Here is a 13812-nt window from a genome sequence, read left to right as displayed (position 1 = left end):
CCACACCACCGTACGTACGGAACCGTATACGGCGGTTCAACAACTTAAGCTTTTGCTTGAATAGACTGGTACAGTTTGGACAGATTTATTAGCCCACGCTGTGCCAGTCTTTTATTAGTTATGGTCATCAACAGTGTTTTACTGTGCGCGTTGCGCCAGTATCCCTTACGAGTATTGACGTAGATTTTCGCCTGTTTAGGTGTCAAGCCTAGTTTAATCAATGCTTTATAACGGGTTCCGATATTCTTCCACTGTTTCCAGATATACTGGCGGATGCGCGAGCGCAACCATTTGTCTAGGGTCCGTCTGAAAACTACTTAAGTAAGATGCAAATTGAGGCAATGTAGACCGTAGCCAGATAAACATGAGCGAGCTTATCATAACGCGTTGCAATCCTACGAAAGTTCTTCAACTGATTGAAGAAGTTCTCAATCAAATGGCGCTCACAATAAACGTGGTAATCACAGGTCCACTTGTCTTTGGTATTTTCCTTTGGCGGAATGGTATAGACGCCTGCTTTATCTTCAATATACTGGCGAAGTTTCGCGGTGCCATAGGCTTTATCCGCGATAATATTTGATTGAGAAATATCGAAGCCTTCCAGCAACTCACTGGCAACTTGGCTATCATGTACTTGACCACCTGTTAGGCGAAAACCCAAGGGATTCCCTAATCCGTCAACGAGTGCGTGAATCTTGGTCGTTCGGCCACCTCGACTTAGTCCAATAGCTTGATTTTCGACCATACATTCGGCGTTTTTTTTTGCCCCAGTGGCCTTTTGATGCGCTCGAACGATCGTTGAATCTAAGCTCAAGTTTTCCATGTCGGGATCGTCAATCAATTCGAGAAAAACCTGTTCGAACAAGCCTGAACTTACCCAGGCTCGGAAGCGACTATACACCGTTTTCCAAGAGCCATAGCGTTCAGGTAGATCACGCCAAGGAGCCCCGCTGCGCATGAGCCAGAGGATAGCGTTGAGGGCGGTACGGTTGTCTAGGCTTGATGGACGGCCAGTCCGGTATGGCGGGAAGTATCCTTTGATTCGGTCCCACTGAGCATCTTCCAGTTCGTATCGTTTAGGTGTTATCATCGGAATGCCTCGATTCGTTTTTCCTCAGATTATACCTGAATTTTTAGTTTTCAGACAGTCCCTAGTAAATCATGGTTCACATTGTCAAAATATGACTTTAAATCAAGGTCGACCACGTAGTGATAACCCTGATTATAATAAGCAACCACCTTTTTCACAGCACTTTGTGCACTGCGGTGTGGTCGAAAACCATAACTATTATCTGAGAATACTTTTTCAAAAATAGGAGACAGTTGCTGTTGTAACGCCTGTTGAACCACACGGTCAACGACCGTTGGGATTCCTAACTGACGTTTCGAACCATCTGGCTTAGGAATCTCAACTCGTTTGACAGGTTGGGGTTCATAGCTTTCGGTTCGCAAGGCCTCGATTAGTTTTACGTTATTCTCTTTCAAGTATGGGCCAAGTTCCTCAACGGACATGCCGTCAATTCCTCCAGCCCCTTTATTACGCTTGACATGGACAAAGGCCCGATTTAAATTATTCCGGTCTAAGACCTTCTCACGTAATAAGCCATTTTGAGTTCTCTTTTCACCAGAAACAACGCTACGCGCTCCTGTTTGCTCTGACCCTTCCAGGGTTACCCTCCGCAGGTAGTCAGCTTTATTTTCTGTTTTCTGCGATTGTCGTATTGTTTCCACCTCCAGGATGAATCAAAATTATTGTTGTTCAGCCCTTCACCATTACTGGCTACTATGGCCTCGGCTGACTTCTGTCATGGACAACTCAACATTACTATTGAGCCTGTTCCTGCCAGAAATAACTTCCAGCTTGAGAGAACTACCATGACAGACCTCCCCGGGTAAGAGCAGTAGCTTTCGCATCAAACCGTTGGCTTTACTGTGACGGTTTCGAGTGGTCAGGGACTTCGATTTGTTAGGCAATCTCATCCCACCGTTTCCAGCCTTTTAGCCACTTCTTGTTCATCGATTCGATGTTTCGTCTAGGACTTCCTTCAGATTCTACCTCACGATAGACACCCTTGTCTTCGACTCGTGATACCGGCCACTACGGCTCACAGCGGACTTACACCGCCTAGTTACTGCCCATGCCGGGCGCACCTTAAAAAAGCTGCTCATTCCATTCAGGAACAAGCAGCTTGACCAAGTAGACCAATTGCTTATTATTATGGGACTTTGTCAAATAGTGTTGATGGCCCATAGAATTCTATCTTTATGGTAGGGTTCTTTTTTTACTGCCATAGCTAGATTAAAGTGTTTGGGTTGGGAGGCAGGTGCGGGTCCGAAGCGTAGCGAAATGGGCCCGCACCTGCCTCCCACAGTGTTGACCTAAATTTTTTATCTTAGGCATGGATCAATTTGATGCGGATAAAGAAATGCCTTAAGTTACTGAATCCGTAACAGCTACGTTTAAGTTCTTTGATCTTGCGATTGATCCCCTCTAACGGCCCATTAGAGTAGTCATAGAGACAAGCGTTCCTGATCCCTAAGTAGTTCTTTTGAATGGTCCTCATGACGGTATCCATTTCAGTACCATTGGGACGGTAGTTCATAACTAATTGTTGTAAAGTAGCCCGATCGCGGTTGCGAATAAAGGTTAAGATCGTTTGATAGGTCTGATAGTTTTCTGCGAACTGTGGAAAATTCTTGAGTCCCAGATCGACCACATTTTGGGCAGTCGTGTATTCATTTAATCCCCGATAATATTTAACCTGGGAGGTCTCAAGTTGATTTTCAGCTAAGTGGAATAAGCGCCAGTTGCTTTTTAAAACTTTATAGTTGCGGTCGTGGTGGTCGTTGATCCCTTTTAAAACACGCAGCCGTTCATGGTCAAGTGCCCGACCCGCTAACTGAACAATATGGAAACGGTCAAAGACGATCAGTGCGTTAGGAAAAAGACGACGGACGAAAGTCTGATACTGTGCATTCAGATCCATGGTCACCAGTTGAACTTTTTGACGCTCAGAAAGTGTATAAGTATTGGTGAAATACTCGCGGATCGTCTGCGAGAGACGATCTGGCAATAAGGTGACCAAATCATGGGTTTTTGCGTCAATGCAGATAAAAGAAAAGCAGTTCTTAGTTGAACGAAATTCGTCAAAACTGAGAGCTGTCGGCAGCTCTTTGGGCGTTACTAAAGCTCGCTGATCCTTATACAAGATCCGTTGAACCGAGGAAGCTGAGATTCCCACGGTCTGGCTGATCGTTTTGACTGGCAGTGAGTTCTTAGCCAAAGTCGCGATTTCGTGGACTGCTTGGCGGGTGATCGAGTGCCGAGGTGGAGCGAGCTGCGTCTGCGCGCTAAAAGTATGGTGGCAAGTTCGGCACAGATAACGCTGTTTGCGCAAGTTCATGCGGAGCGGTTGTTCACCTAGGCTGGGTAGTTTCATCTTGGTCAGGCGGGTCCCATTCTGAACAAGATTCGTGGAACCACAATTAACACAGCGTTCGACGGGGTAAGTCAGCGTAGCTGAAAGCAGTTTTTCGTGAACTCCGGCCTGTGAAAAATCAGTACAAGCTGAAATTTTGATATTTGGGTCTTGGATATTGAGTAAATTTAGGATAGAATCAGTTTGGGACATCATTTATACCTCGCTTTGATTTGGTTTTATCGCTTTAATCATAGCATATGAGGACAAATGATGTCCTTTTTTGTACAAAAATAGTGCTGATGATTTTACCATCAACACTAAAAAGTGTAGACCCATTATTTTTAATAATTCATTTCATCAGTACCACTTGATAAAGAACCAATTTTTAAAACTTACAAAATTGCTTGCTTTCTTCTTATTATTCATTATTTCTTTCTGATCGTATATTTGCGCTTAGAAGATTGATCACGATCATATCTTTTCCGTGCGCGATCCTTGTGGCTGTATCGATTACTGTTGCTACCACCCTTGCGACCATGCTGCTGACGGCCATTATATTTACCGCCGCCGCGACCGCCACGATGATAACCGCCAGACGAACGACGGCCCTTCTTATGTGGTAAAGGACGTTCTGGAGTGATCTTAACGGGCACATTTTGTGCATCGTCTTTAGTAAGATCATTCAATAAAGCCGCTGCGATCTGTTTAGCATCATATTTTTCTAAAAGCTGTTCGGCCTGATCTTCATACTTAACAGAATCAGGATCATCGATCAACTCTTGAACATCATCAAATGCTGAAGAAACCTGGCCAATAAATGCTTCTTTTTCTGTTGGTGGTTTCAACGGCAGCATCCGTTTTTTAGTTAAATGCTCAATAACACGCAAATAATCCATTTCATTTGGGGTCACGAATGTTACAGAAACACCATGATGCCCTGCACGACCTGTCCGGCCGATCCGGTGAACATAGCTTTCAGGATCTTGTGGGATATCATAATTATAGACATGTGTAACTCCGGAAATATCCAAGCCTCGAGCAGCCACATCAGTAGCTACTAAAATGTCCAATTTACCAGCCTTGAACTTATTCATAATAGTCATCCGTCGTTGCTGTGTGAGGTCACCATGAATCCCTGCAGCATTATAACCGCGTGCCTCAAGTCCTTTGGACAACTCATCGACCCGTCGCTTAGTCCGGCCAAAAATAATCGTTAATTCAGGTGCCTGGACATCGATGATCCTTGTCATCGTATCAAACTTTTCAAATTCACGTGCTTTAACATAGTATTGATCAACTAAGTCAGTTGTTAATTCCTTAGACTTGATCTTGACAACACTTGGATCTGTCATAAACTTCTCGCCGATCTTTAAGATCTGCTTAGGAATTGTGGCAGAGAACAACAAGGTTTGTCTTTCCTTAGGAACTGAAGAAATAATAGATTCAATATCTTCTAAAAATCCCATGTCTAACATTTCATCAGCCTCATCCAAAACTAAGGATCGAACATGACTTAAATCAACCGTCTTGCGCCGAATATGATCCAATAAACGTCCGGGTGTTCCGACCAAGATCTGTGGAGCATTCTTTAAGTTCTGGATCTGTCGTCTGATATCAGCACCACCATAGACGACCTGCACTTTACCATGCTTATCCTTACTCAAACGGAATAATTCTTCTTGAGTTTGGATAGCTAATTCACGAGTTGGCGAAATAATTACTGCTTGAATCTGACGTTTTGATGTATCAATATTTTGAATGATCGGCAAACCAAAGGCCGCAGTTTTACCTGTCCCTGTTTGAGCTTGTCCAATAACGTCTTTTCTTTTTAAAACCAGCGGAATGGTTTCCTCCTGAATCGGTGTAGCTTCCTCAAAACCGCTGCGTTTGATTGCTTTTAATATATCAGCATCCAAACCTAATTCACTAAATTTCAAATAACATTTCCTCCTAAACTGCACTTATACAGTTGTTCATGATTTGTCTGAAAAAACAAATCTACTCCACAATACAGCCAGTTGGAATTGTCCTTCTTCTGTCTTGCAAAGTTTTTCTCTCTAAAACACATAACCCTAAAATACTAGCACTTTTGAATACAAAAATCAATCTCTAATCAACATTGCCAAAACTTTTTCTAAAGCTATCCCATGACTGCCCTTCAGCATGACCAAGTCATTTGGAGACAACTCTGCGTCCAGATCGTTAAACAATCGTTCTTTTTCATCAACTTTGTAATGATGGACCTGATCGTTAGAAAATTTAGTCCGCAAGGCGTCTGCCAAGCTACCCATTAAATCTCCACACAAATAAACACTGGCAATTTTTTGCGGATCAATGGCTTGTGCTAGCCCGGCGTGCATAGCAGCACCCTGATCGCCTAATTCAAGCATGTCACCTAAAACCACGATCCTTTTGCCAGAAGTTGTGACCTGACTAAAGGCCTCGAGCACTTTTCTAGCAGCTGTTGGGTTTGAATTATAAACATCACTCAAAATTTTTTCGCCTTTTTTACCAGTGACCCACTCAGCACGATTTTTTGTGATCTCGAAATTTTTCAGTGCTTGACTCATATTGTCAGCTGAGATCTGAAAAATTTTACCGACACTGATCGCAGCTAAGGCGTTGTTAACATTGTATGTTCCGATCATCGGGATATTAAACGGTGTCTCAGGATAAGCAGCAACTTTAAAAGAAGTTGAGTTCTCATGACCTTCAATGTCAGTTGCCACGATATCATTGCTCTCATTATTGCCAAATGTCAGTTGCGGCATCGTTTTATCTTTAGCACGTTCTAATAACAACGGCTCATCGCCATTATAAATAAAATAGCCGTCCTCTTTTAAGCCATTGAGGATCTCCATTTTAGCATCGGCGATTTTAGCTCTGGTACCAAAAAATTCAATATGTGCCTCACCGATCATTGTGATCACGGCAACATCAGGAGAAACTAAACGACTCAAACAATCCAGCTGACCAAAATGATCCATCCCAAGTTCAACCACAAGAACTTCGGTATTTGGTTCCATCGTCAAGCAAGTCATTGGCACACCAATTTCATTATTAAAGTTTTCCGGCGTTTTCTTGACATGAAATTGAGTACTTAAAATCCCAGCGACCATATCTTTGGTCGTTGTTTTCCCGTTGCTGCCAGTGATGGCTACGACACGTGGATTGATTTTTTGTAAGTAATAAGAACCTAATTTTTGCAAGGCTTTTAATGAATCTTCAACCTGCAAAAACGGCAGTTCAGTCGGCGTGTTTGGATGATCTTCTTGCCATAAGGTAGCAACTGCCCCATTGTCTTTGGCAGACTCAACATATTGATGACCATCTTTTTCATCTATCAATGGCACAAACAAAGCCCCTGCAGAAATTTTACGAGAATCAAAGCTGACACTTGTTACCGTAATATCATCCCAACCATTTTGTGGTTCAATATCCAGTGCTTGTGCAATTTCAGCTAATTGCATTTTCATAATATTTTTTCTTCCCTTCAAATCATCGTGATCTTCAGTCACCACGACACTTTACCAATCGCAATTGTATCACAATTTTTACAAGTAATGAAACAATGTTGGTCAAGTGAGGCCTGCAACCACTGATTTATGGGCGTCTGATCATTATCTTGTAAAAAAAACCTGAGTAAAAGATAACTTTCACCCAGGTCTGAATACGGTGCTTATTGAATAATAAACAGAACTAAAACACTCCACAATGTTTTAGCCCAGACACACTGCTTCCTGCAGTAAAACGTGCCCCGTTTCGATCAAACCGCTAGGCGCCGCAGCGCAACAATTAAATTGTCCGGCTATATCTCGACTCATCGCATACATACACTTTACTCGTTTTCTTTATTCTTTTCAAGTTAAATTATACTAATCGATCATTTTATCCATTCTGTGATGCTTGATCCCTGCCTCAAGGAAAACCGCTCCTTGAACCTTAAAGCCTAATTTAAGATAAAAGGTTTGTGCCTGATCCTGTGCACCTAAAGTTAACAGTCCGATCCCCTTTTTTCTGGCATTGTCTTCAATTTCAATTATGATCCGACTGCCCAGTCCTCGTTTACGAACACTTTTTTTCACTGCAACTCGCTGAATATGCCACGTTTTTGGAGTTTCCTCAAAAACTCGGGCAGTTACGAGCGGCTCATTGTTTGAATAACCGACAAAATACAGTGGTCCACTTTCACCATCGATCTCATCAGCTTCGGCAACATTTTGTTCCTTAACGAAAACCTCTTGTCTGAGTTTTAGCGCATCATGATAAACTGAGCTGTCAAGATCAATTGTTTGTTTAAATATCAGCATCAAATCACCTCTTGTCTTTTAAAAATAAAAACAAAGTTAGCTTATGTTAATATCTTACCAGATTTACTTTGCTCTATTCTAACAAAAACTTCACACTTGCCTGACCATAACGACCCAACTTACTAATGCGTAAATTTAAAAATACCCTTAAAAAATAGTTTTTCTTTAAATGCTTTTGCATTAAACGAAAACTTTCACAACTAGGTTTAAAAAATTTGAAACTGACCGAAAAAAAACTATAATGAAGGTGAAGTAAAAAACTTCAACTTATAGAAATTGAAAAGAGGCGAAGAAACGTGGCTAAAAAGTTAAGCAAAGAAGAACGCAAAGCTATGGCCCGTAAGGCGATGGAAGATCGCGCAAAACGTCCGAATGAGTCCAAGGGCTCCGGCTTCGCTAAATTAGATGAAGATGCTAAAAAACTTCATTAATTAGACTTAAAAATTTCTATATTCTTTTGTGCCTAAGTGCACAAAAAAGGCCGACTTCAAAGCCGGCCTTTTTTTAGTTATTTTTAGTTGTCAAAACATCTTGAAAAACTTTGAGAGTCGCTGGATCTTGATAGATATCAAAATAGACTTCGTCAAAAACCCCCAAAAATTCGCTTCGCGCTAATACATCACGAAATAACTCAGCCGTAAGTTTTGGATCATTTTGAAAAGTCCCGCATCCAAAAGCCCCTAAGATCAGATTATGCACTCTTTCATTTTTGAAAGCACGTAATGTCCGCAAGATCTTATCAAAAAGATCGATCTCAACATGCTGTTTGCTGACGGGTAAACCTGCCTTTTTCATGGCAGCCACATTGGGCGCAGAGATCGAAACAACATCAGGATACTTATAATTGTTAGCCAGTCCTTCTTCTCGTTCGTCGCGTAAAACCTTGACGTGATGAGAATATATCAATGCGCGGCTATAATAAAATCCATTATCATTCCTTTTATTTTCTGCATAATACGTTTGTTTAAATTTCAACAATTCAGGATATAAAAATGAATTGCGGCAAAGAGTCTGCTCTTGAGCATTAAGGCCATCTTGAAACCGGCCTCCTGGCTCAACCGGATCAGCAAAATTCATCACACCTAATGAGCGTTGATCGGTAAAACGTGCGATCCGATATAATATATTTTCAGCACGAACTTTTATTTCTGGAGGTTTAGTACCCAAAGAGCCAGATTCATCTTGCCGGTTTATAATCAACATCGAGTCCTGTTTCAAATTATTCATTTCAATTTGATATAGGTTCATCGCTTTATGTCCTAATGATTTACGATATTTGAGTAAATCTTTTTGTGCATTAGCAGTTTCAGCTATTTCTTCTGCCATACTGAATGTGTCAACCCCCCATATTGCTGGACCTCAGTCAAGGAAACGTTGGGTGCTTTTAAATCTGTATCAAAGAGAGGCTTGCCTCCTCCTAATTGTACTGGGACCGTTGTTAAACGGATCTCATCAACGCTATTTACACTTGTCAATTGATTAATGATCGATGGTCCGCCAGCGATCCAAATATTACATTTTAGCTGAGCTTGCACCTTTTTTAAGGCCAATGGTAAATCCCCTTTGATTCGAATTACACCGGAGAGTGCTTCCATGTTTTGGCGAGAAGCTACTATTAGTTTTTGCCCCCGTTTTAATAAGGACTCAACTTCTTTTGGATATTGTTCATATGTTTTTCGCCCTAATAAAACTGCACCACAGTCTGACGGGTAGATTAACTCGGTCCCTGCCGGAATGAATTCTTGATAATATTGCTGTAATAATGAAATACTGCCGTTGATCGCACACACGTATCCATCTACACTTACCATTATCGACAGTATTATCTTCTTCTTTGCCATTATGATCTTCCCCATATTATGTAATATTCTCCAAAGCAACTCTAATTTTACACTAGATAAAAGAAAAAAAATAGTGACGAATCTTAAATCAGCCTTGAGCAAAAAAATGAAACGTTTATTGCAAAAAAAGAAATGCCAGCCGCAGCCGCATTTCCTAAATTTATTATTCAATTATTTTTCACGCGAAACTACTCGACATTCAAGATCCACAAGAACACTAAGAATACAAAGAACATCGCGTACATCAAAGCAGGAACTTCCTTTCCCCGCTTAGCAGCGATCATTGTGATCGGATAAGCAATGAAACCTAATGCCAAGCCATCTGCAATACTATAAGTCATAGGCATTCCGGCAATTATCAAAAATGCAGGAATAGCGATCTCAAGGTGTTGCCAGTCAATTTTAGCCATGTTTTGAGCCATCAAAACCCCAACAATAATCAAAGCCGGTGCTGTCACTTGAGAAGTAACTACTCCAAGTAATGGAGAAAAAAACATGCCAACAATAAATAACAAACCTGTTACAACGGCAGTCAAACCAGAACGGCCGCCAACTGCAATACCTGCAGAGGATTCGACATATGCTCCAACCGGTGAGGTCCCAAATAATGAGCCAGCTAACATGGCTGTTGAATCGGAGATCAGCGCCTTACCAACACGAGGCATTTTATTATTTTTCATAAAACCGCCCTGTTGTGCTAACCCAACTAAAGTACCGGCAGTATCAAAGAATGTCACCAACAAGAATGTCAAAACAACAACTACTAATTGTAAGGAATTAATGTCACCAACATGTTTGATGGCCACTAAAAAGGTGGGCGACATGCTGGGGATACCAGCAACAAATGAATGTGGCATTGGGATGAAACCTGTTGCGATCCCAAAAATCGAAGAAAGGAGCATTCCAACAAAGATAGCTCCTGGTACATTCAATACCATCAAAATCACGGTTACCAACAAACCAAAAATCGTGACCCAGGTAGTTCCTGAAAGAGAACCTAAGGTAACTAAGGTTGACTTGTCAGCACCAACGATCCCGCCGCCTTGCAAACCAATAAAAGCAATAAAAAGTCCAATACCTGATGAGATCGCATACTTTAAATCAGCAGGGATCGAATCGATAATTTTTTCACGTAATTTAAAAACTGTGATCAAGATGAATAGCAAAGCAGCAATAAACACTCCTGCCAGAGATGTTTGCCACGGAACCTTCATACCGATACAAACCGAATAAGCAAAAAAAGCATTGATCCCTAAACTTGGAGCAGTCGCGATCGGATACTTTGCTAAAACGCCCATTAGCACACATCCTAAAGCACTAGCTAAAGCCGTAGCGGTAAAGACCGCTCCTTTATCCATGCCGGCATCACCTAAAATAGATGGATTAACAAATAATATGTATGCCATAGAAATAAATGTGGTAAAGCCAGCAAGTACTTCTCTTTTGATGGTTGAATTTAGTTTATCGATACCAAAAAATGAAGTAATAGAATTTTTCATTTTGAAACTCCTCGTCTTTTTAAATATATAGCAAAAATTCGCAAAGTTATCTTCTCAATGTAAATAGCCTCATCCCTTAACTGAATGAAAAGCAGAGTCATTGAGCGAAGACTTTTAAAAATGTGAAAGCTTCGTTCTTTTTTGCGTAAACACGAACATTAATAAACTTAATGTCTTAACAAACAATTTATACTATACATCACTCGCAAATAAATGTAAATAAGCATTAATACAAAAGTAAATGTTCGTGTTTATAGTCCCTAGAAATCTGCAAAAATTGCCAAAAAATGATAATCTATTATGGTAAAAGAATACTAAATTGAAAGGTTGACTACTATGAACCGAAAGTCAGTCGGAATCAGACAAATGGTTGAATTTGTGTTACGCGGCGGAGATCTAGATCCGGCTTCCACGGGTTCACAAAATACTGCTTTGGAAGGTGCGCGGATCCACCGCAAATTACAAAAAGAGTGGGAAAAAACAACTAAAAAAGAAGTCTACCTTAAAACTGAATTTGAAGCAGCTCAAGAAAAATGGCTGCTTCATGGTCGTGCCGATGCACTACACCTGAAAGACGATAAATATGATGAAGTTCGTGAGATCAAAACTTCTGCTCTGAAATTTGAAGACCTAAGTCAAAACACCCTGACCCTTTATTTTGGGCAAGCCAAAGTTTACGCCTATCTTTTGATGGAACAAAATGACCTAGAACAGTTGAAGTTGTCACTCTATTATTTTCAGACAACTACCGAAAAATTAACTATTAAAACTATTGATTACACTAAAGACGAGGCAACAGAGTTTTTTGAGAACTTATTGAAGGAATTTACTTGGTGGATCGAATTTAAAGCAGAATTACGATCAAAGAGAAATATTTCTTGTCAAAAATTATCCTTCCCGTTTCCGCAGTACCGGCAAAATCAACATGAACTTTCTGCTGCTGTTTACAAAACAATTTATTCGCATAAGCGGCTTTTTGTGGAGGCACCAACAGGTACTGGCAAAACCATTTCAACCTTATTTCCAACAATTAAAGCATTAGGCGAGAAGCGGGCTGAGCGGATCTTTTATTTTACCGCTAAACAAAGTACTCGGCGTGTGGCTGAAGAAACATGTGCCTTACTGGGAGATAATGGTTTGTACATGCACTCGATCACCCTGACGGCTAAAGATAAGATCACTTTTGCAGAAGAACAAGATATTGCAGATACTGAAAACCCCTATTTTTTAGGGTACTATGATCGTATCAAACCCGCCATGAAAGACATTTTAACCAATGAAACACTGCTTACCAGAGAGGTGATCGAAAAATACGCTGCTAAACACACCGTTGATCCTTTCGAGTTTTCCTTAGATGTCAGTTTATTTTGTGATACCATCATTTGTGATTACAACTATTTATTTGATCCGCTGGTTTATTTGCAGCGCTTCTTTCCAGAAAAAGATCCTGGAAATATTTTTTTAATAGATGAAGCGCATAATTTAGTCCAAAGAGCACGTCTCATGTACACCAAAGAAATTTCATCCACTCAATTGGATAAACTAATAGAAACTTATTCACCCCAGACAAAAAAAGCTTCTCGGCTGCTTGATAAAATGAAACAGTTGCGTGAACAATTTCAAATATTGAAAGAACCTATGCGTAATTATCGTCAAGATTCGTTGATAGTTGAGGAAGAATTTGAAGGCTTTAAAAATAAATTGCAGCATTTCACAGACTTCATAAATGATTGGTTGCAAGAGCATCCTGAGGATGAATCACGACAAGAGGTCCTTGATTACTTTTTCCAATGCCATAGCTATTTAAAAATCAGTGAATTTTACGGACCAGAATTTAGAACTAAACTAACATACGAACAAGATCAAGATGAACTGCGCCTTAAAATATTCTGTATAGACCCCAGCGAACTTATTGATCAGCAACTGCAGTTAGGCGGCGGCAGCATTCTTTTCTCTGCTACATTATCGCCGCTCGGTTATTATCAAGAAATACTCGGTGGAAAGGACAGTAGTTTAGCTTATCGGCTTCCCTCGCCCTTTTCTCCCGCCAATTTGGCTATTCTTGTTCCTGAATATATTCAAACAACTTACAAAAAACGAGCTGAAAATCAAGCCAACATTTTGCAAGCACTAAAAATGATGACTTCGGCCAAGAAAGGTAATTATCTCGTCTTTTTGCCTTCATATTCTTATTTAACGACGATCGTAACAGCCTTTTGTCAAGAATATCCTGAACAAAAAGTCGCCGTTCAAAAAAATGAAATGGACGCTAAAAAACGCGAGCAGTTTTTAGAAAACTTCCAAAGCGATCTTGTTGAGCCCATTCTCGGTTTTGCAGTACTAGGAGGTATTTTTAGTGAAGGGATCGATCTGAAAGGAGACCGGTTAAGTGGAGTGGCGATTATTAGCGTGGGGCTTCCTCCTAATGATCCAGAATTAGATACTCTTAAAGAATACTATTCACATCAAGGTAAAGACGGCTTTCAATATGCTTATCAATTGCCGGGTATCAATAACGTTTTCCAAGCAGCCGGTCGTGTTATCCGCGACGAGCAAGACCATGGGGTCGTCATGCTGATCGACGCTAGATTCAATCAGCGTCGCTACACGAGTTTTTATCCACCGCATTGGCAAAATTATCATGCTGTATACAGCAGCACAGAATTAAAAACAACTTTAGCTAATTTTTGGAAGCATAAATAAAAAACTCATTGGGACTTCTGATAACGTAGATCATCCA

General features: G+C 40.7%; 10 protein-coding genes and 2 pseudogenes. 2 read left to right on the top strand and 10 right to left on the bottom strand.

Translation table 11 applies throughout. The features are described from left to right. Nucleotides 1-44 precede the first annotated feature (44 nt). The 7 genes and pseudogenes from BQ5903_RS03745 to BQ5903_RS03715 form a co-directional block, all read right to left on the bottom strand. A pseudogene (locus tag BQ5903_RS03745) lies at nt 45-311 on the bottom strand (group II intron reverse transcriptase/maturase); the annotation flags it as partial. Nucleotides 312-313: 2 nt separating this feature from the next. Next, a complete protein-coding gene (locus BQ5903_RS03740; protein ID WP_079578896.1) occupies nt 314-1090 on the bottom strand; it encodes an IS5-like element ISLpl3 family transposase in 777 nt (258 codons plus the stop codon). Nucleotides 1091-1152: 62 nt separating this feature from the next. Beyond that, nucleotides 1153-1722: pseudogene (locus BQ5903_RS03735) on the bottom strand (reverse transcriptase domain-containing protein); the annotation flags it as partial. 671 nt (nt 1723-2393) lie between these two features. Next, complete coding sequence (locus BQ5903_RS03730) at nt 2394-3635, bottom strand: ISL3 family transposase (protein WP_079578890.1); 1242 nt, start codon at nt 3633-3635, stop codon at nt 2394-2396. A gap of 212 nt (nt 3636-3847) precedes the next feature. After that, nucleotides 3848-5359 carry a DEAD/DEAH box helicase gene (locus tag BQ5903_RS03725; protein WP_010499698.1) on the bottom strand — a complete coding sequence of 504 codons (1512 nt, stop codon included), beginning with the start codon at nt 5357-5359 and terminating at the stop codon, nt 3848-3850. Between the two features lie 165 nt (nt 5360-5524). Next, nucleotides 5525-6898, bottom strand: coding sequence for a UDP-N-acetylmuramoyl-tripeptide--D-alanyl-D-alanine ligase (locus BQ5903_RS03720; protein WP_056988122.1), 1374 nt, complete (start codon nt 6896-6898; stop codon nt 5525-5527). A 399-nt stretch (nt 6899-7297) separates the two neighbouring features. Then, nucleotides 7298-7732, bottom strand: a complete 435-nt coding sequence (locus BQ5903_RS03715) for a GNAT family N-acetyltransferase (RefSeq protein WP_010499695.1) — start codon at nt 7730-7732, stop codon at nt 7298-7300. Nucleotides 7733-8028: 296 nt separating this feature from the next. Between BQ5903_RS03715 and BQ5903_RS12440 the strand changes: the two genes are divergently transcribed. Then, nucleotides 8029-8163: a hypothetical protein gene (locus BQ5903_RS12440; protein ID WP_010499693.1), complete on the top strand. Its 135-nt coding sequence runs from the start codon at nt 8029-8031 to the stop codon at nt 8161-8163. A 73-nt stretch (nt 8164-8236) separates the two neighbouring features. Here BQ5903_RS12440 and BQ5903_RS03710 read toward each other — a convergent pair whose 3' ends face one another. The 3 genes from BQ5903_RS03710 to BQ5903_RS03700 all read right to left on the bottom strand — a co-directional run bounded on the left by BQ5903_RS03710 (nt 8237) and on the right by BQ5903_RS03700 (nt 11072). Continuing rightward, the gene (locus tag BQ5903_RS03710; RefSeq protein WP_010499691.1) at nt 8237-9058 is read right to left on the bottom strand and encodes a TIGR02452 family protein; all 822 of its coding nucleotides are present in this window, start codon (nt 9056-9058) and stop codon (nt 8237-8239) included. Then, the gene (locus BQ5903_RS03705) at nt 9043-9573 is read right to left on the bottom strand and encodes a dihydrofolate reductase family protein (RefSeq protein ID WP_056972050.1); all 531 of its coding nucleotides are present in this window, start codon (nt 9571-9573) and stop codon (nt 9043-9045) included. The genes BQ5903_RS03710 and BQ5903_RS03705 overlap by 16 nt, the downstream gene beginning before the upstream one ends. A 188-nt stretch (nt 9574-9761) precedes the next feature. Next, complete coding sequence (locus tag BQ5903_RS03700) at nt 9762-11072, bottom strand: NCS2 family permease (protein WP_010499688.1); 1311 nt, start codon at nt 11070-11072, stop codon at nt 9762-9764. Between the two features lie 336 nt (nt 11073-11408). Here BQ5903_RS03700 and BQ5903_RS03695 point away from each other — a divergent pair, with 336 nt between their 5' ends. After that, on the top strand, nt 11409-13775 hold the full coding sequence (locus BQ5903_RS03695; RefSeq protein WP_010499686.1) for a helicase C-terminal domain-containing protein: 2367 nt from the start codon (nt 11409-11411) through the stop codon (nt 13773-13775). Nucleotides 13776-13812: the final 37 nt, after the last annotated feature.

It is taken from the genome of Ligilactobacillus acidipiscis (assembly GCF_900116935.1).
Classification (GTDB): domain Bacteria; phylum Bacillota; class Bacilli; order Lactobacillales; family Lactobacillaceae; genus Ligilactobacillus; species Ligilactobacillus acidipiscis.
The sequence above is the reverse complement of the archived record's forward strand: the minus strand, read 5'-3'. Positions and strand labels throughout refer to the sequence as shown.

What these genes read in the sequence shown, in the direction of transcription:
- BQ5903_RS03740 (WP_079578896.1), bottom strand. Translation starts at nt 1,090, where the DNA reads ATGATAACACCTAAACGATACGAACTGGAAGATGCTCAGTGGGACCGA.
- BQ5903_RS03710 (WP_010499691.1), bottom strand. Translation starts at nt 9,058, where the DNA reads ATGGCAGAAGAAATAGCTGAAACTGCTAATGCACAAAAAGATTTACTC.
- BQ5903_RS03715 (WP_010499695.1), bottom strand. Translation starts at nt 7,732, where the DNA reads ATGCTGATATTTAAACAAACAATTGATCTTGACAGCTCAGTTTATCAT.
- BQ5903_RS03695 (WP_010499686.1), top strand. Translation starts at nt 11,409, where the DNA reads ATGAACCGAAAGTCAGTCGGAATCAGACAAATGGTTGAATTTGTGTTA.
- BQ5903_RS03720 (WP_056988122.1), bottom strand. Translation starts at nt 6,898, where the DNA reads ATGAAAATGCAATTAGCTGAAATTGCACAAGCACTGGATATTGAACCA.
- BQ5903_RS03700 (WP_010499688.1), bottom strand. Translation starts at nt 11,072, where the DNA reads ATGAAAAATTCTATTACTTCATTTTTTGGTATCGATAAACTAAATTCA.
- BQ5903_RS03730 (WP_079578890.1), bottom strand. Translation starts at nt 3,635, where the DNA reads ATGATGTCCCAAACTGATTCTATCCTAAATTTACTCAATATCCAAGAC.
- BQ5903_RS03705 (WP_056972050.1), bottom strand. Translation starts at nt 9,573, where the DNA reads ATGGCAAAGAAGAAGATAATACTGTCGATAATGGTAAGTGTAGATGGA.